24 protein-coding genes are annotated in these 22,209 nt (G+C 62.0%); 18 read left to right on the forward strand and 6 right to left on the reverse strand.

The window, feature by feature from the left end:
* Positions 1 to 75: 75 nt before the first annotated feature.
* A complete protein-coding gene (locus ISS97_RS19615) occupies positions 76 to 630 on the forward strand; it encodes a flavodoxin family protein (protein ID WP_379984491.1) in 555 nt (184 codons plus the stop codon).
* A gap of 31 nt (positions 631 to 661) precedes the next feature.
* Entirely contained in the window at positions 662 to 829 is a 168-nt protein-coding gene (locus tag ISS97_RS19620; RefSeq protein ID WP_379984490.1) for a hypothetical protein, read from the forward strand.
* 37 nt (positions 830 to 866) lie between these two features.
* Here the strand turns inward: ISS97_RS19620 and ISS97_RS19625 are convergent, their stop codons facing one another.
* Positions 867 to 1,595 (reverse strand): CBS domain-containing protein, encoded by a 729-nt coding sequence (locus ISS97_RS19625; protein WP_379984489.1) that lies wholly within the window; start codon positions 1,593 to 1,595, stop codon positions 867 to 869.
* Between the two features lie 203 nt (positions 1,596 to 1,798).
* Here ISS97_RS19625 and ISS97_RS19630 point away from each other — a divergent pair, with 203 nt between their 5' ends.
* From ISS97_RS19630 to ISS97_RS19650, 5 genes are all read left to right on the forward strand, one after another.
* The gene (locus ISS97_RS19630) at positions 1,799 to 2,149 is read left to right on the forward strand and encodes a hypothetical protein (RefSeq protein ID WP_379984488.1); all 351 of its coding nucleotides are present in this window, start codon (positions 1,799 to 1,801) and stop codon (positions 2,147 to 2,149) included.
* 188 nt (positions 2,150 to 2,337) lie between these two features.
* Positions 2,338 to 3,165 (forward strand): universal stress protein, encoded by an 828-nt coding sequence (locus tag ISS97_RS19635; protein WP_379984487.1) that lies wholly within the window; start codon positions 2,338 to 2,340, stop codon positions 3,163 to 3,165.
* A 14-nt stretch (positions 3,166 to 3,179) separates the two neighbouring features.
* Positions 3,180 to 3,617: a universal stress protein gene (locus ISS97_RS19640; protein WP_379984486.1), complete on the forward strand. Its 438-nt coding sequence runs from the start codon at positions 3,180 to 3,182 to the stop codon at positions 3,615 to 3,617.
* Positions 3,618 to 3,926: 309 nt separating this feature from the next.
* Entirely contained in the window at positions 3,927 to 4,682 is a 756-nt protein-coding gene (locus ISS97_RS19645) for a response regulator (RefSeq protein WP_379984485.1), read from the forward strand.
* Positions 4,679 to 6,724: a PAS domain S-box protein gene (locus ISS97_RS19650; protein WP_379984484.1), complete on the forward strand. Its 2,046-nt coding sequence runs from the start codon at positions 4,679 to 4,681 to the stop codon at positions 6,722 to 6,724. The genes ISS97_RS19645 and ISS97_RS19650 overlap by 4 nt, the downstream gene beginning before the upstream one ends.
* A gap of 15 nt (positions 6,725 to 6,739) precedes the next feature.
* Here ISS97_RS19650 and ISS97_RS19655 read toward each other — a convergent pair whose 3' ends face one another.
* Positions 6,740 to 7,462 (reverse strand): Crp/Fnr family transcriptional regulator, encoded by a 723-nt coding sequence (locus tag ISS97_RS19655; RefSeq protein ID WP_379984483.1) that lies wholly within the window; start codon positions 7,460 to 7,462, stop codon positions 6,740 to 6,742.
* A gap of 193 nt (positions 7,463 to 7,655) precedes the next feature.
* Between ISS97_RS19655 and ISS97_RS19660 the strand changes: the two genes are divergently transcribed.
* From ISS97_RS19660 to ISS97_RS19675, 4 genes are all read left to right on the forward strand, one after another.
* Positions 7,656 to 8,687 carry a hypothetical protein gene (locus ISS97_RS19660; RefSeq protein ID WP_379984482.1) on the forward strand — a complete coding sequence of 344 codons (1,032 nt, stop codon included), beginning with the start codon at positions 7,656 to 7,658 and terminating at the stop codon, positions 8,685 to 8,687.
* Between the two features lie 83 nt (positions 8,688 to 8,770).
* On the forward strand, positions 8,771 to 9,130 hold the full coding sequence (locus ISS97_RS19665; protein WP_379984481.1) for a phasin family protein: 360 nt from the start codon (positions 8,771 to 8,773) through the stop codon (positions 9,128 to 9,130).
* 46 nt (positions 9,131 to 9,176) lie between these two features.
* Positions 9,177 to 9,770, forward strand: a complete 594-nt coding sequence (locus ISS97_RS19670; RefSeq protein WP_379984480.1) for a GNAT family N-acetyltransferase — start codon at positions 9,177 to 9,179, stop codon at positions 9,768 to 9,770.
* Positions 9,771 to 9,780: 10 nt separating this feature from the next.
* Positions 9,781 to 10,254, forward strand: a complete 474-nt coding sequence (locus tag ISS97_RS19675; RefSeq protein WP_379984479.1) for a host attachment protein — start codon at positions 9,781 to 9,783, stop codon at positions 10,252 to 10,254.
* 91 nt (positions 10,255 to 10,345) lie between these two features.
* On the opposite strand, the gene ISS97_RS19680 is transcribed toward ISS97_RS19675, so the two are convergent.
* On the reverse strand, positions 10,346 to 10,588 hold the full coding sequence (locus ISS97_RS19680) for a DUF6868 family protein (protein ID WP_379984478.1): 243 nt from the start codon (positions 10,586 to 10,588) through the stop codon (positions 10,346 to 10,348).
* 258 nt (positions 10,589 to 10,846) lie between these two features.
* Between ISS97_RS19680 and adhP the strand changes: the two genes are divergently transcribed.
* Entirely contained in the window at positions 10,847 to 11,872 is a 1,026-nt protein-coding gene (gene adhP / locus ISS97_RS19685) for an alcohol dehydrogenase AdhP (RefSeq protein ID WP_379984477.1), read from the forward strand.
* A gap of 149 nt (positions 11,873 to 12,021) precedes the next feature.
* On the opposite strand, the gene ISS97_RS19690 is transcribed toward adhP, so the two are convergent.
* Complete coding sequence (locus ISS97_RS19690) at positions 12,022 to 12,717, reverse strand: CBS domain-containing protein (RefSeq protein WP_379984476.1); 696 nt, start codon at positions 12,715 to 12,717, stop codon at positions 12,022 to 12,024.
* A 161-nt stretch (positions 12,718 to 12,878) separates the two neighbouring features.
* Positions 12,879 to 13,514, reverse strand: coding sequence for a TetR/AcrR family transcriptional regulator (locus ISS97_RS19695; RefSeq protein ID WP_379984475.1), 636 nt, complete (start codon positions 13,512 to 13,514; stop codon positions 12,879 to 12,881).
* 99 nt (positions 13,515 to 13,613) lie between these two features.
* Here ISS97_RS19695 and ISS97_RS19700 point away from each other — a divergent pair, with 99 nt between their 5' ends.
* Positions 13,614 to 15,077 carry a phytoene desaturase family protein gene (locus ISS97_RS19700; RefSeq protein ID WP_379984474.1) on the forward strand — a complete coding sequence of 488 codons (1,464 nt, stop codon included), beginning with the start codon at positions 13,614 to 13,616 and terminating at the stop codon, positions 15,075 to 15,077.
* An 85-nt stretch (positions 15,078 to 15,162) separates the two neighbouring features.
* Positions 15,163 to 15,576, forward strand: coding sequence for a hypothetical protein (locus ISS97_RS19705; RefSeq protein ID WP_379984473.1), 414 nt, complete (start codon positions 15,163 to 15,165; stop codon positions 15,574 to 15,576).
* 21 nt (positions 15,577 to 15,597) lie between these two features.
* Here ISS97_RS19705 and ISS97_RS19710 read toward each other — a convergent pair whose 3' ends face one another.
* Positions 15,598 to 16,677 carry a LacI family DNA-binding transcriptional regulator gene (locus ISS97_RS19710; protein WP_379984472.1) on the reverse strand — a complete coding sequence of 360 codons (1,080 nt, stop codon included), beginning with the start codon at positions 16,675 to 16,677 and terminating at the stop codon, positions 15,598 to 15,600.
* Between the two features lie 440 nt (positions 16,678 to 17,117).
* On the opposite strand from ISS97_RS19710, the gene ISS97_RS19715 reads away from it, so the two are divergent.
* The 4 genes from ISS97_RS19715 to ISS97_RS19730 all read left to right on the forward strand — a co-directional run bounded on the left by ISS97_RS19715 (position 17,118) and on the right by ISS97_RS19730 (position 22,209).
* Positions 17,118 to 18,326 carry a Gfo/Idh/MocA family protein gene (locus ISS97_RS19715; RefSeq protein ID WP_379984471.1) on the forward strand — a complete coding sequence of 403 codons (1,209 nt, stop codon included), beginning with the start codon at positions 17,118 to 17,120 and terminating at the stop codon, positions 18,324 to 18,326.
* On the forward strand, positions 18,323 to 19,531 hold the full coding sequence (locus tag ISS97_RS19720; protein ID WP_379984470.1) for a nucleoside permease: 1,209 nt from the start codon (positions 18,323 to 18,325) through the stop codon (positions 19,529 to 19,531). Before ISS97_RS19715 ends, ISS97_RS19720 begins: the two co-directional genes overlap by 4 nt.
* A gap of 118 nt (positions 19,532 to 19,649) precedes the next feature.
* Entirely contained in the window at positions 19,650 to 20,471 is an 822-nt protein-coding gene (locus ISS97_RS19725) for a sugar phosphate isomerase/epimerase family protein (RefSeq protein WP_379984469.1), read from the forward strand.
* Positions 20,472 to 20,514: 43 nt separating this feature from the next.
* A complete protein-coding gene (locus ISS97_RS19730; RefSeq protein WP_379984468.1) occupies positions 20,515 to 22,209 on the forward strand; it encodes a GMC oxidoreductase in 1,695 nt (564 codons plus the stop codon).

Here is a 22,209-nt window from a genome sequence, read left to right on the forward strand (position 1 = left end):
CGCACACGCGCCAGGATTTGTTCCGGGGGATAGAGATCTCCTGCATAGAGAACATAACTACGGGGGTGAAACGCCATGCCGTCCATACTGGTCGTTTACTACAGCCGTTCCGGTACAACGCGTCGGGTCGCCGGACAGCTCGCGGAAAAGCTGGGCGCCGACCTGCTGGCTGTTCAAGACACACAGCCTCGTCGCGGCCTGTCGGGATACCTGCGCTCCGTGCTGGAGGTCATGAGCCGGTCCTTGCCGGCCATCGTACCCACCTGCACTCCGCTATCAAGCTATGACCTGATCGTGCTTGGCGCGCCCGTCTGGATGGGACGCCTTTCCAGCCCGATGCGCCGCTTTCTCAATGACCATGCTCCGCAGATACGCAAAGCGGCGTTCTTCACCACCATGGGTGGCAAAGATGCTCAACGGGCTTTCGCTGACATGCAGGAGCTGCTCGGTCAGCCACCCATGGCCACGTTGGCTATCACGCATGCCAAGGTCATTCATGGCCAATGCCTCGCACCGATCCGCGACTTCGCGGATGAACTCGGCAAGGCGGCCATGCGGCCGGCGGCTCCGCGCACTCCGGAGCATGACGAGCCCCAACCAGCGTGCACCTCACTGAAATGGCAGTCCTGAACACGGCGACTGGCGAAGAGGGAAGCATTCCATGCGCGCGTTCTCGCCCATCTCGGTCTTCTTCCTCGTCTTCGCCATCGCATGCGCCGTACTGATCGGGCTGGACAAGACGCCCACGCTTAAACCGGCGCTCGAATGGCTCTGCGGCATCAGTGTCGTGATGTTCGTCATCGCACTTTGGAACCGACGCCGGCTTTAGCGACGCGCGCCGGTGCGATCGGCGATACGCGCCGCGCCTATGACAAGCCGGCCTGACGATCCGTGGGCAAGCTCACTATCTGGCCCGACATGGGCTCCACCGTGGTCAATTCATCCTCGACGCGGATGACGCCGGGAATGCTTTCCACCAGCACTCTCAGCGCATCGCGCATGGCGTCGTTGAGGATCACTCCTTGCAGATGGACGACACCGCGACGCACATCCGCATGTGCCGTGGTGCGCGGCGCCCAGGATTGCGAGTCAAACTCCATCGCGATGCGCTTGCTGATCGTAGCGTCCGAGGTATCGGCTGGAGCCAGTCCGGGCAAACCTGACAAGGCGGCCCGCATCAGATCCGCGCGACTGAGGATGCCTTCAAGCCGGCCGTGATGTACCACAGGAATACGCTTGATGTGCCGCTGCTCCATCAGATTCACCGCCGCAGCCAATGGCGCTTCCCCGTCGATGGTGATCACCTCTGGCGTCATCACCTCCTCCACTGTGCGTCCGTGCGAATCGGTGTACTCACGCGCAAGGCGCCCCGGCCCCATCAGAAACGTAAGCCAGCGAGGATGCTTCTGCTCCGTGCCCAGTTCCGCGCGGCGCAGAAGATCGCCCTCGGTGAGCATGCCGACGAGTGTTCCTTTGCGGTCGACCACCGGCAAGCCACTGATATGTGTCTGCAGCATCAGGCGCATGGCGTCACCGATATCCGCCTTGGAGGCGATCGTAGTCACTTGGCGTGTCATGGCATCGCTGACTTTCATGGCTTTGGCCCTCGCTGAGGTTTTCAGTATCGGAACGGCAGGACATGGCTCATTGACCTGGGTCAACTTCTTGCGCGCCATTCGCCCTGCCTCACTCTTTCTTTTTGGCGACGGCGGCTGCACCGCCAGCCTTCAGCCCTTCTTGACGACGGAGAGCGCAGCCTACGGGCTTCGGATCGGCACCCGCCGACGGAGGGACCATCATGAAACTCGCCTATCTGACACGCACAGTGTCATTAGGAATGCTTGCCGCGGCGCTGTTCGCCAACACGCAGCTCCACGCACAGGACAGCATGCCTCCGGCGCCGGCATCGCAAGACCGAGCGGCGGGTCAAACCATCGGGCCAGCGAATCGCGTCGGCGTGATGAAGGTCCGCGATGTCGATGGCAGGCACACCATGCAGGCCACCGTCACCGCCACCGATCCCGCCACCGGCATTGTCGACGTGAGCACCGGTGGCATGGCTTTACGAGTGCACTTCCCACCGCCGGCCATGGCGTCGCTCAAAGCTGGCGATCAGATCACCTTGTATCTGGGCTTTACCAAGCCCTAGGCGCTAGCGCCATCCGGCATGACCGTCACGACCCGCCAACCCGGCGGTACGACGGATGATGCCTTGCTGATGCGCGGTTGATGCAGATCAACAAGCGTTTCGCATCGCTGACTACCCTGATCCCTGCAAATCGTTGGGGCCCAGTTACCGTGCATCGGGCCATCAATCCTCTGCCGGGATGAAATGTCATGCGCGATGTGCTGGTTTACTCCGAGAGCTACAAAGCATGGTCGCCGGGCGTCGAATACGCCGCCCGTCTGGCGACGGCCTTCGATGCGCACCTGACCGGCATCTGGATCTGTCCGTCGCCCAGCGCGGCCATCCCCGCCTTCGAAGCGCCGGATCTGCTCGCTCTGCTGTTCGAAACTACGCGGCAGCTTGAAGATGAAGCGTTCGCCGCGGGCCCTTCGTTCGTGGATTGCGTGCACAAGCTGGGAGTTCACAAAGCGTCCTGGCAGGTGGCGGAAGGGTATGTACCCGACACCCTGGCGCTGGCCAGCCGTTACCACGACCTGCTGGTGATCGACCGCAGCAATGAAACGGCCTGGGGTTCGCTATCGGCGGTCGGCAACATCGTGATGGGTTCGGGGATGCCCTGCCTTATCGTTCCGCCAGGCCAGCTCAACCTCCCCGCTCTCGACACCGTAGCCATTGCCTGGAACGGTTCCGCCGAGGCGCTTCATGCCGTGCACGCTGCGCTGCCGCTGCTGGCGCGCGCACTGCGTGTAGTGATCCTGCATGGCGAGCAGCAGCAACCGATGAGCATGCTGTCCTGGCGTCCGCCATTCGATCTGGCCAGCTATCTGCTTCGCCATGGCATCGCCTCGGAAAGCAAACGGCTCAACGAAGGCAATGAGGACATCGGCGCTGCGTTGCTGACCGCCGCCGGACGTGCCGGGGCCACCCTCCTGGTCATGGGTGCCTACGGCCACACCCGCTTCAGCGAATGGGTACTCGGCGGAGCAACGAGATCCGTGCTGGAGCAAGCAACGATTCCCGTTCTGATGCTTCACTGATCGAAGAGGTCGATATGTTCAAGCGCATCATGATCCCAACCGATGGTTCGGCCTTGTCCGAGAAGGCTATCGCGCTCGGCGTCGAGCTCGCCGCCAGCCTCAAGGCAAGCGTCTGCGGTTTCTATGCCGCACCCACCTTCCATATGGTCTCCTCGGTGATCGATGTGGTCGAGGCGACACCGGATAGCTATGTCAAAGAAGCTATCCAGCGCGCCGCGCGATATCTGGAAGCGGTCAGCGCGGCCTGCCGCCAGGCGGGCGTGGCGTGCGAATGCGAGTACGAATTCAATGACCATCCCTACCAGGCCATTGTGCGAGTAGCTGCCGAGCAAGGCTGCGACCTCGTGGTGATGGCTTCTCATGGCCGACATGGGGTCAGTCGCCTACTGCTCGGCAGCGAGACGGCCAAGGTGCTGTTGGAGTCGTCCACCCCCGTGCTGGTCTATCATTAAATAGAAAAAGCCTGAGTGATTGACCTTCTCGTCCGCGATGAGGTCGGCTTCATCACTGGAGCCATGCTCGACATCAACGATGGGCAGTTAATGCGCTAGGCGCACCCCTCTCCTCCCAGGCACGCTCGATGCCTGCGTTTCCCGGCGACACGCCGCCGGATGTATCGTTCTGTCCGCAGCAGATACCTTCGCCGACAGGCAGGCGGGGCCATGCCCCATGGCTGGCCGGGCCAAGGACTGAGACTTGAAGGTAACGGCAACACACCTGTCAGTAAGATGCGCCTACGCTCAGCCAAAGGTTTTTCTCGCATGTCGGTTGAAAGCTTCGAGTCCGCCAATGGATCACGCCCGACCCGCCTGCTGGTGGTGGAGGACGACCCGGAAATCTCGACCCTGGTAAACCGCTACCTCACCAGCCAGGGCTTTGAGGTGATCGTCGCGGCCAATGGCACCATGCTGAGAAACACGCTGGCCGTCACGGCCGTGGATCTCGTGCTGCTCGATCTTGGCCTGCCGGGCGAAGACGGCTTTGCGCTGACCCGCTACCTGCACGAGCACTGGCAAGGGCCCGTCATCATTGTGTCCGGTCGCGGCGAATCCATCGACCGCGTGGTGGGACTGGAACTGGGCGCGGACGACTATGTCACCAAGCCCTTCGAACTACGCGAACTGCTGGCGCGCATACGCAGCGTACTTCGCCGGTCCGCCGGACGGGCGCCGCCGAAAGCTCCGCCCGGTGACAGCCCATCGGCCCTGCATTTCGCCGGCTACCGCTTGGATCCGGGTTCCCGCCTGCTCACCGGCCCGGAAGGCCAGGAGGTCCCGCTGACCACCGGCGAATTCGACCTGCTGCAGCTGTTTCTGGACCACCCCAACCGGGTGCTATCGCGCAACGACATCATGACCCACATCCATGGACGGGACGCTGGCCCCTATGACCGCGCCATCGACGTACAGATCAGCCGCCTGCGCCGCAAGATCGATGCCGACCCGACGCGGCCTGCCCTGTTCAAGTCGATCCGCGGCGCCGGCTATATGTTTACCGAACGAGTAAAGCGGGCATGAGTACCTTTCCCGATCTGGCTACCGACGCCGATCTGTTCAAAGCGCTCTTCGAAACCGCGCCCGACGCGATGATCGTGGTCGATCATGACGGACGCATCGTGCTCGCCAATCCGCAAGCCGATCGCCTGTTCGGTTATGACGAAGGCCAATTGCGCGGGTTGAAAGTCGAAGCCTTGCTGCCCGAGCAGGTGCGCAGCGCGCATATCGTGCATCGCTCCACCTACATGTCGAGCCCGCGCGTGCGTCCGATGGGCGCGGGTTACGAGCTGACCGGTGTGCGCCGCAATGGCCAGTCCTTTCCAGTGGAGATCGGGCTCAGTCCGATTCCGGTCGATGGCCGCCCGCTCTTTGCGGCATCGATCCGCGATATCTCGGAAACGCAGCGGGCCCGCCAGGCTCTGGTGCGCGCCCGTTACGACGCCTTCGTCGCGGAAGCGAGCCGCCTGCTGCTCGAATCGCCGAACTACGAGGTGGCCGTGGACGGCATGCCGTCGCTGATCGCTTCGGCGCTGAAAACCGATGCCACCGCCATCCTGTTCCGTGATGCCCACGGTACCGACCTTCATGCCCGCGCCGCGACCGGCGCGCCGTCCGACCTGTTGCGGACCATCTGCGCCCAGCTCTCGCAGAGCGCCTGGATGGCGAAAATGCTCGAGCGTGAAGTGGGGGCTATCGCGTTGTCGCGTACTGGCGAAGCCTTTGCCCAGATCCGGGCCACCCTGAGCGAAGCCGGTTTCCGGGAAGCGGGCATGGTCCCGCTGTTCGACCGTTACGAGCCGATGGGCTTGTTGCTGGTGATGTCCAAGGAGCAGGACAGCTTCGATCACGACAAGCTGCACTTCCTGCAATCGGTCGCCAACATGCTCGCGGCGGCGGTTCAGCGCAGCCGCAGCGAAGAAAAACTCTCTCACGCACAACGACTCGATGCGATCGGCCAGCTTACGGGCGGCATTGCCCACGACTTCAACAATCTGCTGACGGTGATCTCGGGCAACCTGCAGTTGCTCATGGCGACGTTGTCCACTCATTCGTCAGCCATGGAAATTATCGAAAGCGCGGCACGCGCGACGGACCGTTGCGCCGCGCTGACCGGCAAGCTGTTGTCCTTCGCCAGTCGCCGGCGTCTCACGCCGCGCCCGGTCCACGCCACCCGCGTACTCACAGACCTCAAGGAAATGCTGGGCCGCACGCTGGGCGAGCGGATCACGGTGGTCACCGAGGGCCCGGACGACATTTCACCCATCCACGTCGATCCGGCTGAATTCGATACGGCCTTGGTGAATCTGGCCGTCAACGCGCGCGATGCCATGCCACGGGGCGGAACGCTGACCATCACCGTACGCGAAGAACATGTCGGCCCCACCCAGGCGGGCATCAAGATCCCGCAGGGCTCTTATGTGGTTTTCAGCATCGCCGACACCGGCATGGGAATGACGCCCGAGGTACAGGCCCACGCGCTGGAACCCTTCTTCACCACGAAAGAAGTCGGCAAAGGCAGTGGCCTCGGGTTGAGCATGGTGTATGGCTTCGTCAAGCAGTCCGGCGGACATCTCAGTATCGACAGCCAGCTAGGCTACGGCACTCGTGTCGACCTGCATTTTCCGGTGGCGCCTTCCGCTTCCGGCGAAGGTTCCGCACCGCAGGAACGCGCCGTTCCGCCAGGCCATGAAACCATTCTGGTAGTGGAAGACGAGCCCGAAGTGCGCGGCATCGCGCTGGCCTTCCTGCACTCGATGGGCTACGCCACGCGCGAGGCCGACAATGCCAGCCAGGCACTCGAACAGCTTGAACGACATCCCGAAATCGCTCTGCTCTTCTCCGACGTCGTGCTCGGCAACGGCATGACCGGTGTGGAGCTGGCCAAGGTCGCGCAACAAATGCGCCCCGGCCTGCCCGTGCTGTTGACCTCGGGCTATGAGCATTGGGCGCTGGACACCGACGACGCCTCGCTCAAGCGATTCAATCTGCTGCGCAAGCCTTATCGGATGGAAGCGCTCGCCGCGGCCATGCACGATGCGCTGAAGCATCGTTCGCCGCCATAACGCGCCCGTACAGGTCTAGACGCGCATCCCGGCCATGGCCCTCAGGCCGCTATCGTCCAGCACGTGGACTTCACGGCGCTCGACCGAGATCAGGCGAAGGTCGTCCAGGCGCGACATCACGCGGCTCACGGTTTCGTGCTTGAGCGCCAGGAAATTCGCCATGTCCGTGCGGCGCATGCGCAGCATGAAATGGCGGGCGCTGTAACCCAGCCGCGCATAGCGTTTGGCAACGTCGAGCAGGAAAGTCGCCACGCGCTGCTCGGCATTCAACGTGCCAATGGCCAGCATCCAGGCGTGGTCGTCGCGGATCTCCTGCGCCAGGGCCGCCGTCAGGCGTGCCTGCAGCTCGGGGATCTCCCTGCATGCAGTCAGCATGGCGGGATAAGGGAGCTCCCACGCCTCGCCGGATTCCAGGGAAACGGCGCCGCAAGCGTAGGTTTTCAGCCCGATCGACTCGGCGCCCAAAAAGTCGCCGCGCATGCGGAAGCCGGTGACCTGGTCGCGCCCGTCATCCGCCAGCTCAACCGTTTTGAGGAACCCCGAGTTGATCAGGTAAAGCGACTGGAAAGGCTGGCCGGCGTGATAGAGATATTGCCCGGCGGAAAGCTTGTGGCGAAGCACCGGCACATACTTGCGCAGCAGGTCGATATCGATGTCGGTGAATCCGGCTTCATGCTCAGCCGCCGGATAGCGGGCGGCCTGTGCCCGGGTTGAAGCAACCGTTGTCTGCATGATCATGACGACACCCCATAGTCCTAGCGAATCCCCGAAACGCAGGCATAAAGTAGCGTCGCCGTGTCACAGGGTGACGTCAGGTCGGAAACGGTTTGTAACAGTACGTAACCGAACCATCGTGCAAGAACTTGATGTGGCTCAAGTCCTTCGCCGGGCAGCGACCGATACTCGCGACAAGTTCATCGTATGAGCCGTCATGCGTCATCCATCGCTCTTCAAGGACATCATCGCGGTCGAAGCCTGGGATGCCTGGTTTCGCTGGCGCGAAGACGGATATCTGCGCGACCTTTCCATCCATGACACCTGGTCGCGCATCGCGCGAACGCTGTCGGTTGCGGAACCCCGGGATCAGGCAAAAAGCTTCGAGCGCCGCATTATCGAAGCCAGCGAAAGCTGGCGCTTGCTGCTGGACGAGCGAATCATGGTCAGCGCAGGCACCGCAAAGCCCGATTGGCCCGGTGACGGACTGGCCGCGGTCCTGAATGCGGCAAGTTTCGTTTGTGCACCCTATTCGGGTGATGCCTATTTTGAACATGAGTCGTTCGAAACCACCGCCGCGCTGGCAGTTCGCGCGCTGGACAATGCGTGTTGCGTGGCCGCTCGGTCCGTCGACCACGCCCCTACTCATCTGCGTATCGGCGTGATGGGGCTGGCCGATGCCATGGCCATGTTGCAGGTGCCCTACGACAGCACCGCGGGACGCCGGTTCGCGCATGACGTCGCCCGGAGTCTGGCCTGTGGCTGCCTGCGCGGAAGCCTGCGGATGGCCTGTGATCGGGGCGACGCGCATCCGCTGTCGGCATCTCCGACACAACAGCACAAATTGCAGGCACTGCCCGCCGAGTTGCTCCGGGATGTTCAGCGGCATGGGCTGAGGCACCAGCGACTGACTGCCGTCGAGCCGCAACGGCGGATCGCCCTGTTGGCCAACCATGTCTCGGACGCGGCCGACCCACTGCTGGCCCATGGTTACGCCCATACCATCGCCGATGCCTATGCCACCCGATCGGTATGCTCGTCCGGCTATGCCATTCATCTGGCCCAGCATCTCAATGCGCACGATGCGCTCATGGCCCTGCTCAAGGAGCTGGCGACCCTGTCGCCCGAAGCACAGCTCGCACTTCGAACAGCCATGCAGGGGTGGATCGACTACCCCATCGATTACCCGCTGGCGCAGTCCATTCCGCCAGAAACGTTGAGTGCCGTTGCCGCTCTCCGGCCGGCCTAAGAAAGAATTGATCCTCGTCAATATGGGCCGCGCCATCGCGCGTAAGGTGAGTTGCGTCCATCCATTTACTGAGGGCCTTCGTCATGCCCAAGTCCACACCCAACGTCTCCGCCGGCAACGTTCAGGCCATGTCTGACATGGCCCGGCAGTCACTCACCGCCATGTCCGGCGCCTTCTCCGCCTGGATGCACGACGCCAGCAAAGTGCAGGCCGAAACCGTCCGCTTCTTGAACGAGCGCTTCGAAAAAGACATGGCGCTGCTGACGCAGTTCGCGCAGTGCAAGCGACCCGATGAAATTGCCGCCCTTCAGGCGAAGCTTCTGACATCGCTGGTGACGGACTACATGGAAGAGAGCCGGACCATGCTCACCCTGCTTGGCAACGTCTCCAAACACAATTTGGAACAAGTCGAAAAGATGGCCCATACGGCGACACCACACTGACGCGCGTCAACGGTTGTCGATGCGTGCGAAAGATCCTGGATCCCGCATGGCCCTGGATGCTCCGGACAATAAAGGAGCCCAATCTATGACACAGACGACTCATCGCTCCATTTCTTTGCCAGCCAGGCCGCCTTCGCTGCAAGAGCGGCTGCGCGACGGAAGCGTGGTGTATATACGGCCGATCCTGCATACCGACGCGTCCCTCGAAAAATCCTTCCTGTCGCGACTTACGCCGGAAGGGCTTTCCTATCGGTTCCTGGGATTGGTCAAGGACTCAAGTCCAGAGACGGCGCGAGAGCTGACCCATATCGACGCATCCAGAGAATTCGCCCTCGCCGCGCTCAGCATCGATGGCGATCAGGAGAAAGAGATCGGGGTTGCCTGCTATCGACTCAGCGACGATGGCAGGCGCTGCGATTGTGCCGTCACCGTCGATCCCACGTGGCAGAACCGTGGCGTCGGCCGCGCACTTATGCAGCACCTTATCGGCGTCGCGCGGGCGCAAGGCGTGCAGCGCATGTATGCCGTGGATGCCGTGCGCTGCGCGGGCGCGCATGCGCTGGCCCAATACCTGGGCTTTCATAGCCGCCCTGATCCGGAAGATCCCGCCGTGGTGACGTTCGAACTCGAACTGGACTGAGGAGGGTAGTATGTCCCGCACTTGGGTACTGATCAGCGACGCAGCGCGCGCCCGGCTGTTCGAAGTCGCCGAGCACGACGGCATGACCGAGATTGCCTGCTATAGCAACCCCAGCCGCCGCAGCATGACGCATAACAAGGCCGATCACTCGCCTTCGCGCACTCATGACAGTCATGGCCCAGGCAGGCACATCATCGAAGTGCACACCAGCTCTCGCGAGAAGAGCGAAAGGCAGTTCGCCAGCAGCATCGTGGAGGCTCTGGAGCACGGCATCGCACAGCATCAGTGCGGGCGCCTTATTCTGGTGGCGCCACCCCATTTCCTGGGTGTGCTGCACGCGAAGCTCACTCCATCGCTCGAGAAGGTCATGGTCGGCGAGATCCATAACGATCTGGTGTCGTGTTCCACCCAGGAACTAGCCGATCGCCTGCACGAGGCCTTTCCCCGGGAATGTCATCAACAACTCAGGCGCGCAGCTCTCTGACACCCTTGTCATGCCAGAGAGCCGCCCCCGGCATAAGGCTGGCCTTGTACGTGCGCACTGGCGAATGACTGGCGGCCATTGGCACGACTTGTTAAGAAGCCAGGCAGATCGACACCAGCGGAATCAGGTTGAACAGAATGATTCCGATCTTGTAGACAGCCATGCCGCCGTAGTGAATGGCATCAAAGGCACCATCCGAAAGCTTGAACCAGCGGCCATGTATTCGATACATCCAGTCACGGGCAAAGATGAAAACGCCGGCCCAGGCAAGCAGGATGATGTAGTTCAGGACTACACACCAGATAAGAACGTCTTTGATCAAGGTAGTCGTCATATCGTGTCTTCCTTACTGTACGGTGCTGTTGGCGCACTACGTTGCTCGCGCAGCGCCCCACCGACAGTCAAACGCTAGAACAGGGGCACGACCGCCATGATTTCACGTCCTGCCCGATAGAGGTCATTGACGCTACGCGAGCGGCACCCGCACCCAAGTCATAGCGTGTGTCACTGCTGACATCGCTCGCTTGATCGAGATCAATAAACTGTTTCCGACATTGTTTAACGTCGCCCTATCAACCCGAGGAGCAGTGATATGGCGAAGACCATGCGAGCGGCAATCGTCCACACGTTCGGCAAGCCGCTGACGATCGATGAGATACCGATCCCCGTACCGGGCCACGGCGAAGTGCTCGTCAAGATTGTTTCGACCGGCGTATGCCATACCGACCTTCATGCCGCCGATGGCGACTGGCCGGTCAAGCCAACACCTTCCTTTGTCCCGGGCCACGAGGGCGCCGGCATTGTCGCCGCGGTCGGACCAGGCGTGACGCATCTCAAGGAAGGCGACCCCGTCGGCATTGCCTGGCTGCACGATGCCTGCGGCGGATGCGAATACTGCACCGACGGCTGGGAGACGCTTTGCGAATCTCAGCACAACAGTGGCTACAGCGTGAATGGCACGTTCGCGGAATACGCCATCGGCTCGGCGGCCTACGTTGCCCGACTACCGACCAACCCGGATTTCGCGGCGCTTGCACCGATACTTTGCGCAGGCGTCACCACCTACAAAGGCGTCAAGGAAACGGAAGCGAAGCCCGGCGAGTGGATTGCCATCTCCGGCATTGGCGGCCTGGGTCACATCGCCATCCAGTATGCCAAGGCGATGGGTCTGTACGTCGCCGCGCTCGATGTCACCGAAGAGAAGCTTGACCTGGCCCGCCAGCTTGGCGCGGATATCGCGGTCAATGCCAAGGCACCTGACGCGGCGGCGCAAGTCGTGAAGCAGACCGGAGGCGGGGCTCATGGCGTGCTGGTCACGGCGGTGTCGCCGCCGGCTTTCAACCAGGCGCTACACATGGCTCGGCGCAAAGGCACTGTAAGCCTTGTGGGCCTGCCTCCTGGCGATTTCTCGACGCCCATCTTCGATGTTGTACTGAAGCGCATCACGCTGCGGGGATCGATTGTCGGTACGCGCAAGGATCTCGCCGAAGCCCTGGCTTTCGCAGCCGATGGCAAGGTGCGCGCCCATATACACAAGGCCAAGTTGACCGACATCAACCAGGTCTTCGCGGACCTCAAGGCTGGCAAAGTCGATGGACGGATCGTCATCGATCTGTAGAGGCTGCCTTAGACGCTCGCTTTTGAATCAAAGGCGAGCATTTCCAATCGGCCGCTATGGCTTACAGCGAAAACAGATCTATTCAGTGCATATGTGAAATAGCATCGGCGATAAACATCGGCTTCTTGGTCGAGCGTTGTTGCCTACCTTTAGATGCCGCCCGTGATGGGTGAGGCATCGGTTAGCTTGTCTTTGACGCTGACGACCCCGGGAACATTCTCTACCAGCACGCGCAGCGCATGACGCATGACGTCATTTGTAATGACGCCACGAAGATCGACAACACCTTTTGTCACCTCAACCTGGATGACCGAATGGGTGATCCAGGGATGTCGCAACATCTCCTGATAGATATGCGTCCGAATATCGGCATCCGACATGTTGACCGCCTCTTCCTCCCTGGGCAGGGCGTTGAGAAACACCCGCATGAGGTCTGCCCGACTAAGCATGCCTATCAGCCGGCCTTGATGGAGCACGGGCAGACGCTTGATGTGGTGCTTTTCCATGAGGTCTACCGCATCCACCAAGGGGGCGGACTCATCGATCGTCAGCACATTGGTCGTCATCAGATCTCCCACCCGGCGACTGTGAGACTCCACGTATTCCTGCGCCAGGCGCCGCGGACCGAGAATGATTTCCAGCCAGCGCGGCCGTCGGCGCTCGGTTCCAATTTCCGTCCGTCGCAGCAAGTCGCCTTCCGTCACGATGCCGACCAAGGCTCCCTGGGCATCAACGACAGGGAGACCACTCACCCTCACCCCCAGCATGATGCGCATCACGAGAGACACTCTGTCTGTGACAAGAGCGGTACGTACCTGGCAGGTCATCGCGTCGCTGACGATCATGATTCAGACCTCCTCTGCTTGGCTCAAGTATGGATAGGCCAAAGCAGGAAGGATTGATGTATATCAATGCGCGAGCGAGATGCGGCCGACCTTTCGACCCTTTTGATGTGCATGAATGATGCGACCGGAACCAGGCGGGCATCAGCTCATGGCCAAGCGGCTTATCGCGGCATCGTGGCGGCCATGAAAAACGCCAACGCACCGGCAAGCTCCTTGGTCAACTTGACCTTTCGATTCTCCAGCCAGCGCAACACCGCGCCCAGGTACAGGAAATGCAGATGCCCGGATAGCAGGACCGGTGCAATGTCGTCGCGGATCTCGCCTCCGGCTTGCGCCCGTTCGATCAGCTGCGCATAGAGCGTCTGCATTTCAGAATCGCTTTGCCCGGCTTGTCCGTCGCTAATGGTCTGAAAGCGGTAGCGGATGTAAGGGGCCGCATAGTCGCGATGTGCCTCCCACCACTTCGCTGAGGCTTCAAACACCCCCGTAAGCTGTGCCAACAGGCCGCGGCGTGTCATCGCCTTCTGCAGCAAAGGTCCGAGTTCGCTCGCCAGTTGTACGTGCAGGGCTTGCACCAACACGGCTTCCTTTACTGGAAAGTGGTTGTAGAGCGTGCCGCGCGCAACGTCCGCGGCAGCGGCGATCTGCTCCATGGTGACGGCGTCATAGCCGTATTGGTCGAACAGCGCCAAGGCCACCGCGACAAGGTGTTCGCGGGTACGGGTGCGTTTGCGATGGGTGCGGGTAGGTGTGGGCATGGTTGCGATAGTTAATAAACAATGTTCATAATTGAACATTGTTCAATTATTGACGGGCCAGCATAGCATGGCGCCACGAAGGATGGCCGCTGGCGGCTTGAACTGACATTGATCCATAAACCCTTGATGAGGTTCACCATGCCCCAGCCTGCCCTTCCTGTCATCGTGATCGGTGCCGGCCTGTCCGGCCTGTCCGCCGCATTGGCGTTGGCCCGCACAGGCCGTGACGTGGAGTTGCTGGAAGCGGGAAATACGATAGGCGGTTGTTGTTCCAACACCCAGATGGATGGCTATACCTTCAACAACGGTGCCGTGTACGTCGCCGTACCCTCCTTGCTGCGTCGCGCCTTTGACCAACTGGAACTGGATTTTGATTCCGAGGTGCCGCTGCTACCCATCGAGCATCCGCACGAGACCCATCTCGACGACGGCACCGTGGTGCACCTGAGTGCGCCGGACAGCACTCGTGTGGAAGGCCCACAGGCGTCGCTCCGCACCAAGTTGCTGCGCGATGGCCTGCGCGACCTGCAACGCGACTGGCAACCCATTTACCACCGCCTGCTCGACGAGATCCTGCCGTTCGAACCATCGCTGCCGCGGACACTGGCGCAACTGTGGCGCTATCTACCGACGTTGGCCGGACGAGCGGACCGGCTGATCGCCCGCTACTTTCCCGATCCCGCGTTGCAGGCCGCAGTCGCGTCCATCCTGCTCTACACCGGCACGGCCCCACAGCGGTTATCGGCTTCGCAACTGATCGGCCTGCTTGCCTTGCTGGAGGAAGGGTTCCACCTGCCGCGTAAAGGCATGGGCGCCATCACGGCGTCACTGCATCGCGCACTGCAAAGCTTGGGCGTCAGGGTACGTTGCGGCTGCAAAGTCGAGCGGATCGACGTCGCCCATGGTGCCGTGAGCGGCGTGATACTGGCGGGCGGCGAGCGCATCGCCGCACGCGAAGTCATCGCCACCTGCGCCGGCTTCAGTGTCGTCGAGCATCTGCTTCCACCGGCAGCCGTGCCGCGCGCGATGCAGCGCACCGCGCGCAAAGCACCGTTGTCACACCGGGCAATCGCGATACAACTTGGGGGCCAATTCGAGCTGCCATCCAAGTCCTTCATCGTCAACCATGTGCCCGACATGGCAGAGCAAGGTGAGATACACCGCGCCACTAGTGGCGAGCCACGCTGGCTCTCCTGGACTTCACCAAGCGAAGTACTGTCCGGACTTGCTCCGGCAGGCAAAGCAGTGATCGAACTGTATGCCCCCGTGTCCGGCATCGCACACGCCGACGAATGGACGCCCGCGATGACCGAGCACGCGCTCGCAGGACATCTGGCCGCATTGCAACGCCGCCTTCCCAAGTTCCAGATCGATACGGCGCGAACGCTCGATCCACAAACCTTCGCTCACCAGCGGCATTTGCACGAAGGTGCTCTTTATGGCGTCGCCCCTGGCACCAATCCCAATCTTTACTTCCCTCACCGCACGGCCTTGCAGGGTCTCTACCTCGCCGGCCAGACCACCTTCCCCGGTTTTGGCGTGCCGTCGGCCATGTTCTCGGGACTGCAGGCCGCAGCATGCCTGTTGGCTGAGGGCCGGTAAGTTCACGGTCCAGGCATGACTGTGCGGTCGTGCCGCGGAATCCATTTCTATCCGCTGAGACCCATCACTTCACGAGTGATCTTCGATGTCCGGCGTCATCATGGGAGCCAAGTCAATGTCTTCAATGGTAGTCATTACACTATGCGTTGCCTTCGATCTCGGCTTCGCACTCTTTCATCTGGCCTTCTGGCGTTGGCTCAAGTGGCCGCAATCCCTCAAGGGCAGTGGAACGCTTAATCAGAGCATCACCCAGACACTCAACCTCATGTTGAGCTACGTTCTGGTCGTCTATGGCGTGTCGCTCTGCGCGTCCACTCACAACGTTCAAAGCCTGCTCGCGTTATCCGGGGCAGGATTCTGGCTACTGAGGAGCATGGCGCAGCCGGCCTTGTTTCTCCGTACGCGCTTGAGTTGGGCCATGACGGTCTTGTTCGCGGTGGGCGCCATCTTGCATGGCGCCGCATGGGTCTTGACCCGAGTGCCTGGCAACTCCGCGTGACGACATCATGGAGGTAATTCGCTATCCACGCCTCGACGCGCGCGGCGCCGTCGAGCCCCGCACCACCAGATCGGCCGACAGCACGCGCTTGCGCGGCGGCACCTCCGGATCGTTGAGCAGCTCGATCATCATGGTCATGGCTTCACGCCCCAGCGCGTTCTTCGGCTGGGCGACGGTGGTCAGCGACGGTGAGGTGTAACGCGCGAAACGGATGTCGTCGAAACCGACCACGGAGACATCATCCGGCACGCGCAAGCCGTGCGCGCTCAATGCGCGCATCGCACCGATCGCCATCTCGTCGTTGGAACAGAACACCGCGCTGAACGTCTGTCCTTGCGACAGGAACAACTCGATGGCGCGCTCACCCGCTTCGATCGAAAAATCACCGACGGCCGTGAGCGCGGGATTGGCGGGAATCTTTGCCCGCTGCAAAGCGAGCTGGTAGCCCTGTTCGCGATCCACGCAGATCGGACTCGACGACGGGCCGGCGATGAAGGCGATGTCGCGATGTCCCAGCGTCACGAGGTAGTCGACCGCGGCACCGGCTGCCATGACGTTGTCGATATAGACGCTGGAGATCTGGCTGTCCTTGACGTATTCGCAGGCATTGACCACAGGCAGGCGTCCATCGATCGGAATCGCCGGCACGCGATGCGACATGGTGATGATGCCGTCGGCCTGGCGCGCCGCGACCATGTCGGCATAAGCCTGCTCGCGCACGAGGCTGCTCTGCGTCTCGCCCAGCAGCACCGAATAGCCGTTCTCATGCGCAACCTGCTCGATGCCGCGGATCACTTCGGAGAAAAACGGATTGGCGATATCGGGCAGCAAGGCGACGATCAGTCGCGTGCGCGCCGTGCGCAGATTGCGTGCCAGTGCGTTGGGCGTGTAACCCAGACGCTTGACCACCTCATGGATATGCAGGCGTGTCGCTTCGCTGACGATCTCGGGCCGCTGCAAAGCGCGCGAAACCGTCGCCACCGACACCTTCGCGATGGCGGCAATCTCCTTGACCGTCTTGACGCGCGCCGGCTGCGCGACGGTTTTCGATCGCGTGCCTTTGGTGCCCTTCCCTTTGCCCTTGGATCCCGCCGTACTCACGAGCTTCAGACTCCCTCATCGCGTTGTGGCATGGACGATACCACCCGCACTCCGGTCAACAAGCACCTGGAAACGAAATATCCAAGTGGTTAGTTCGCTGCATATTTGTGCAGTGCAATGTAATGGATTACATGAAATCGTTGCATCGGCGTTTGTACATCTGCTACATACAGCGGCACGTTTTTCAGCGTTATTCAGCGAATCGGTTGTCGCGCAGAATCACGCAGCTCCCGGATCAAGCAGCAAAGCCCAGCTTTCAAGCGAATGTAATCGAATACATTCACCCAATGACAGTGATGTATCGGAGGGGAAGTGGCAAGCCAGTCCGTATCGAACAGCCCCAGGCCCGCGCCCGGCGCCACACCTGTATCTCCACCCCTCTCCGGCCGTTACTACCTCCTTGAACTCCCCACCAGGCTTGCCTTCGGGGAGATGGGCCGATGAAGAAACTCGGCATGGGGCTGGTCGGCCCTGGCTTTATCGCGGCGCACCACCTCGATGCGGTACGCCGACTGGGTGATGTCGAGATCATCGGTATCGCCGGCTCCAGTCTTGAGTCCGCAAAGAAGAGAGCACGCGAGCTGGACGCCGGGCGCGCCTACGCGAGTTACCAGGAACTGATCGCCGATCCCGCCGTGCAGGTGGTGCACAACACCACGCCGAATCATTTGCATAAAGAAGTCTCGCTGGCAGCGCTGCGCGCCGGCAAGCATGTGATCTCCGACAAGCCGCTGGCGAGCAATGTGCAAGAGAGCCGCGAGCTTTATGAAGCCGCGCGCGAAGCGGGCGTGGCGCATGTCGTTACATTCAACTACCGCAGCCACGCGCTCGTGCAGCAGGCGCGCGCGATGATCGCCAAGGGGAAACTCGGTGCGCCGGTGTTCGTGCATGGTTGTTATCTGCAGGACTGGCTGACCGACGAGCAGACCTATTCGTGGCGTCTCGATCCGAAGCTGGGGGGCGCCAGTTCCGCGCTCGGCGACATCGGCTCGCACTGGTGTGATCTCGCCGAACACGTCACCGGCGCGCGGATCACGGCCGTGTTGGCCGACCTGCATACCGCCGTGCCGATTCGGCATGCGCCAGCCGAATCGACCAAAGCCTTCGCCAAATCGAAGTCGGCGCAGCGGCGCGAGGTCAAGATCACCAGTGAAGATTTGGCCAGTGTGCTTTTGCGTTTCGACAACGGCGCACGCGGCTGCGTCACGGTGGGCCAGGTGCTTCCCGGCCACAAGAACGACCTGCGCCTGGAAGTGAGCGGCCGCCTTGCCTCCGTTGCGTGGCGACAGGAACAACCCAACGAACTATGGATCGGCCATCACGCGCAGCCCAACACCTTGCTGTCGAGGGATCCCGCGCTGCTAGATCCCTCCGCGCGCGGCTATGCGCATTTGCCCGCGGGCCATCCGGAAGCCTGGAGCGACGCCTTCCGTAACCTGATGGCCGATGCCTATGCGTGGATACGCGGCGGCGGCACGCCGGAAACGAAGCCCGCTGCCCTACCCACCTTCGCCGACGGTTACCGCAACAGCCTTCTGGTCGACGCCATGCTCAAGAGCCATGCCGCGGGTGGTGTATGGCAAAGCGTCGAAGAGCAGCTCAAACCAAAACGCAACGAGCCAAAACAACGAAGGGGAACGCGGGAATGAAATGGCGCCTTAGATTGATGATGCTGTTCGAGTACGCGATCTGGGGCGCCTGGTTCGTCACCGTCGGCACCTGGCTGGGCAAGACACTGCACTTCAGCGGTCAGGAAATCGGCGCCATCGCCAGCACTACGGCGATTGGCGCGATGATCTCGCCGCTGTTCGTGGGCCTGCTGGCCGACCGCCTGTTTGACACGCGCCGCGTACTCGCCGCCCTGCACGTTCTTGGTGCCGTGCTGCTGGTCGTGGCGGCGCGGCAGACCTCGTTCCTGGCGCTGTACGCCACCCTGCTCGCCTATAGCCTCTGCTACATGCCTACCCTGGCGCTGACCACCTCGCTGGCGATGCGCCACATCGCCGATCCGCGAGAGGAGTTCGGCGGCATCCGCGTGCTCGGTACGATCGGCTGGATCGTGGTCGGCTTGATCGTGGGCAAGTGGGGTGTGGAAGGCACGGCCACGCCGCTGCATCTGGCAGCGGGGCTTTCGGTGGTGACGGCGATCTACTGCCTCACGTTGCCGGCGACCCCGCCGCTGGCGCGCCACCAGCGCTTCGAACTGCGCCATGCGCTGCCGCTCGAAGCCTTGCACCTGTTGCGTGACCGCTCGATGGCGATATTCGCCCTCGCCTCGTTCCTGATCTGTATCCCGCTGCAGTTCTACTACGCGTTCACCAACCTCTTCCTCAATGAGGTCGGCGTGGTGAACGCGGTAGGCAAGATGACCGGCGGACAGATGTCGGAAATCCTCTGCATGCTGCTGATCCCCTGGTTCTTCCGGCGCCTGGGGGTGAAGTACATGCTCGCCGTGGGCATGCTGGCCTGGGTGGTCCGTTATGTGATGTTCGCCTTCGGCGCGCCCGGCGAGTTGATGTGGATGCTGTGGCTGGGCATCGTGCTGCATGGCATCTGCTTCGACTTCTTCTTCGTGGTGGGCCAGATCTACATCGACCGCGAGGCGCCGCCGGCATTGCGCGCGGCGACGCAGGGCCTGATCACCTTCCTCACCTACGGCTTAGGGATGTTCGTCGGCTCGTGGCTGTCGGGACGGGTGGTCGATATGTATGCCGCGCAGGGCGCCGCCGCGCACGACTGGCGTCCGATCTGGCTGATCGCCGGCGCCTGCGCCGCGTTGGTCCTGGTGCTGTTCGTACTGATGTTCAAGGACCGCAAAGATACCGTCGGAAACCCCGTCGCCGTTGCCGACTGATCCCCAACACTCCCCGTCTCAACCTGATCGCCGAAGAGAAAACGACATGACGATGACTCGCAGGCAGTTCCTGGCTCGATCCGCGCTTTGCGGCTCCGCCGCGTGGCTGGCAACCAGTATGCCCGGAAGGATTCTCGCAGCCTCCGCGCAAGGCAAGCCGCTCGGCATCCAGCTGTACATGGTGCTCAAGGCGTACCAGGACGACCCGGCTGGCACGCTCAAGACACTCAAGAGCATCGGCTATACCGAAATCGAAGCCATCATCACCAGCACCGCCAAGACCCTGCGCGATCAATTGAATGCCGCCGGCCTGGGCTGCCCCAGCCTGCACTTCGACAGTCTCGGCATCGACCCGGGTATCGAAGCCGCACACACGCTCGGCTCGCAGTACGTGGTCAGCAGCATGCTGCCTTCGATCATGCAGAAGGAGCAGGCCGCCAAGGGTCAGAACGCGCCGGAGCCGACCTACTCCCTCGACGAGGCCAGACGCACTGCGGAGTACGCCAACCGACTCGGCGAAAAGGCCAAGAAGGCCGGGCTGCAATACGCCTACCACAACCATCATCTGGAATTTACCGACGTCGGTAACGGGCAGACCTTCTACGACGTGCTGCTCAAGGAAACCGATCCGCACCTGGTCAAGTTCGAACTCGATTGCGGCTGGGTCCATGTGGGCGGCAAGAATCCGGCCGACTATTTCAAGGCGAATCCCGGCCGCATTCCGCTGATGCATGCCAAGGATTTCCTGTCCACCGCTGGCGGCAAGGACTATCCAGGCGCCGAACTCGGACGCGGCACCATCGACTACAAGCCGGTGATGGCGGCGGCGGATCGCGCCGGATTGAAACACTGCTTTGTCGAACAGGAAGGCCCCTTCGCGCGCATGAGCCAGCTCGACGCGGCGCGTGTCGACTACGCCTACCTGCGTCCGCTGCGCTGAACCGCGCTTTCTATTGATCGTGACCTTGCCCCAAGGGACCCGCATGGAAAAGAACACATACGACGCCATTGTCGTCGGCACTGGCGTCAGCGGCGGCTGGGCCGCCAAGGAACTCACCGAGAAAGGACTCAAGACGCTGGTGCTGGATCGTGGCCGCATGGTCGAGCACGGCGATTACCCCACCGCGATGAAAGCGCCGTGGGAGCTGCCCTACGCCGACGAACCTACGCGAGAGGACATTGCGCGCCACCCTATCCACACGCGCCCTTCTTTCTACGGCATCACGCAGTCCACCAAACACTGGTTTGTCGACGACCTCGACAACCCTTATGAGGAAACCCGGCCGTTCGACTGGTTCCGCGGCTATCACGTCGGCGGGCGCTCGCTGATGTGGGGCCGACAGAGCTATCGACTCAGCCCGATGGATTTCGAGGCCAACGGCAAGGAAGGTGTCGGCGTGGATTGGCCTGTTCGCTACGAGGATGTGGCGCCCTGGTACGACTACGTCGAGAACTTCATCGGCGTCAGCGGCTCGATCGAGCACCTGCCGCAGTTGCCGGATGGCGATTTCCTGCCGCCGATGGAGCTGACCCGTCCGGAGAAGGATTTCCGCGACAAGCTTGCTGCCAAGTTCGGTGGCCGCAAGCTGATCATCGGCCGCACCGCCAATCTTTCGGGACCGCTCAAGCACGACAAGAGCCCGCAGCGCGCGCCTTGCCAGTATCGCAATCTCTGCATGCGCGGCTGCCCCTACGGCGCGTACTTCAGCAGCAACTCCTCGACGCTGCCCGCCGCCGAAAAGACCGGCAACATGACCCTGGTGACCAACGCCATCGTCTACGAACTGATCTACGACAACGCCAAGGGCAAGGCCACCGGCGTACGCGTGCTGGATGCCGAGACCGGCCACCAGACCGAGTATTTCGCCAAGGTCATCTTCATGTGCGCGTCGACCTTCGGCACCACGCACATCCTGCTGCACTCCACCTCCAGCCGCTTCCCCAACGGCTTCGGCAACGACAGCGGTGAGCTGGGCCACAACATCATGGATCACTTGTTCGGCAGTGGCGCGCGTGCGCTGGTCGACGGCCACGAAGATCGCTACTACAGCGGCCGCCGCCCGAACGGCTTCTACATCCCGCGCTACCGCAACATCGGCGGCGACAAGCGCCAGTATCTGCGCGGCTTCGGCTACCAGGGCGGCGCGAGCCGCCGCGACTGGACGCGGCTGGTGGATACGCCGATGCTCGGCGACGAGCTGAAGCGCGCCGCGCAGACGCCCGGGCCCTGGACCATCTCGATGATGGGCTTTGGCGAGATGCTGCCCTCCCACCGCAACAAGGTCACCCTGGATACCAGCCGCAAAGACAAGTACGGCATGCCGGTACTCAACTTCGACGCGGCGCACGAGGAGAATGAGCTGATGATCGGCAAGGAGATCATCAACGATGCGATGGAGATGCTCACCGCTGCCGGCTATCGCGACGTGAAATCGTTCAAGGTCGAGGCCAACGTCGGCGCCGGTATCCACGAGATGGGCACCGCGCGCATGGGCCGCGACCCGAAGACCTCGGTGCTCAATGGGTGGAACCAGATGCATGCCTGCAAGAACGTCTTCGTCACCGACGGCTCGTTCATGGCCTCCTCCGGCTGCCAGAACCCGTCGCTCACCTACATGGCCATGACCGCGCGCGCGGCTGCCCATGCTGTGGAAGAACTCAAGCGCGGCAATATCTGA

It is taken from the genome of Dyella koreensis (assembly GCF_044904565.1).
Taxonomy (GTDB): domain Bacteria; phylum Pseudomonadota; class Gammaproteobacteria; order Xanthomonadales; family Rhodanobacteraceae; genus Dyella_D; species Dyella_D koreensis.

What these genes read in the sequence shown, in the direction of transcription:
- ISS97_RS19615 (WP_379984491.1), top strand. Translation starts at nt 76, where the DNA reads ATGCCGTCCATACTGGTCGTTTACTACAGCCGTTCCGGTACAACGCGT.
- ISS97_RS19620 (WP_379984490.1), top strand. Translation starts at nt 662, where the DNA reads ATGCGCGCGTTCTCGCCCATCTCGGTCTTCTTCCTCGTCTTCGCCATC.
- ISS97_RS19625 (WP_379984489.1), bottom strand. Translation starts at nt 1,595, where the DNA reads ATGAAAGTCAGCGATGCCATGACACGCCAAGTGACTACGATCGCCTCC.
- ISS97_RS19630 (WP_379984488.1), top strand. Translation starts at nt 1,799, where the DNA reads ATGAAACTCGCCTATCTGACACGCACAGTGTCATTAGGAATGCTTGCC.
- ISS97_RS19635 (WP_379984487.1), top strand. Translation starts at nt 2,338, where the DNA reads ATGCGCGATGTGCTGGTTTACTCCGAGAGCTACAAAGCATGGTCGCCG.
- ISS97_RS19640 (WP_379984486.1), top strand. Translation starts at nt 3,180, where the DNA reads ATGTTCAAGCGCATCATGATCCCAACCGATGGTTCGGCCTTGTCCGAG.
- ISS97_RS19645 (WP_379984485.1), top strand. Translation starts at nt 3,927, where the DNA reads ATGTCGGTTGAAAGCTTCGAGTCCGCCAATGGATCACGCCCGACCCGC.
- ISS97_RS19650 (WP_379984484.1), top strand. Translation starts at nt 4,679, where the DNA reads ATGAGTACCTTTCCCGATCTGGCTACCGACGCCGATCTGTTCAAAGCG.
- ISS97_RS19655 (WP_379984483.1), bottom strand. Translation starts at nt 7,462, where the DNA reads ATGATCATGCAGACAACGGTTGCTTCAACCCGGGCACAGGCCGCCCGC.
- ISS97_RS19660 (WP_379984482.1), top strand. Translation starts at nt 7,656, where the DNA reads ATGCGTCATCCATCGCTCTTCAAGGACATCATCGCGGTCGAAGCCTGG.
- ISS97_RS19665 (WP_379984481.1), top strand. Translation starts at nt 8,771, where the DNA reads ATGCCCAAGTCCACACCCAACGTCTCCGCCGGCAACGTTCAGGCCATG.
- ISS97_RS19670 (WP_379984480.1), top strand. Translation starts at nt 9,177, where the DNA reads ATGGCCCTGGATGCTCCGGACAATAAAGGAGCCCAATCTATGACACAG.
- ISS97_RS19675 (WP_379984479.1), top strand. Translation starts at nt 9,781, where the DNA reads ATGTCCCGCACTTGGGTACTGATCAGCGACGCAGCGCGCGCCCGGCTG.
- ISS97_RS19680 (WP_379984478.1), bottom strand. Translation starts at nt 10,588, where the DNA reads ATGACGACTACCTTGATCAAAGACGTTCTTATCTGGTGTGTAGTCCTG.
- adhP (WP_379984477.1), top strand. Translation starts at nt 10,847, where the DNA reads ATGGCGAAGACCATGCGAGCGGCAATCGTCCACACGTTCGGCAAGCCG.
- ISS97_RS19690 (WP_379984476.1), bottom strand. Translation starts at nt 12,717, where the DNA reads ATGATCGTCAGCGACGCGATGACCTGCCAGGTACGTACCGCTCTTGTC.
- ISS97_RS19695 (WP_379984475.1), bottom strand. Translation starts at nt 13,514, where the DNA reads ATGTTCAATTATGAACATTGTTTATTAACTATCGCAACCATGCCCACA.
- ISS97_RS19700 (WP_379984474.1), top strand. Translation starts at nt 13,614, where the DNA reads ATGCCCCAGCCTGCCCTTCCTGTCATCGTGATCGGTGCCGGCCTGTCC.
- ISS97_RS19705 (WP_379984473.1), top strand. Translation starts at nt 15,163, where the DNA reads ATGTCCGGCGTCATCATGGGAGCCAAGTCAATGTCTTCAATGGTAGTC.
- ISS97_RS19715 (WP_379984471.1), top strand. Translation starts at nt 17,118, where the DNA reads ATGAAGAAACTCGGCATGGGGCTGGTCGGCCCTGGCTTTATCGCGGCG.
- ISS97_RS19720 (WP_379984470.1), top strand. Translation starts at nt 18,323, where the DNA reads ATGAAATGGCGCCTTAGATTGATGATGCTGTTCGAGTACGCGATCTGG.
- ISS97_RS19725 (WP_379984469.1), top strand. Translation starts at nt 19,650, where the DNA reads ATGCCCGGAAGGATTCTCGCAGCCTCCGCGCAAGGCAAGCCGCTCGGC.
- ISS97_RS19730 (WP_379984468.1), top strand. Translation starts at nt 20,515, where the DNA reads ATGGAAAAGAACACATACGACGCCATTGTCGTCGGCACTGGCGTCAGC.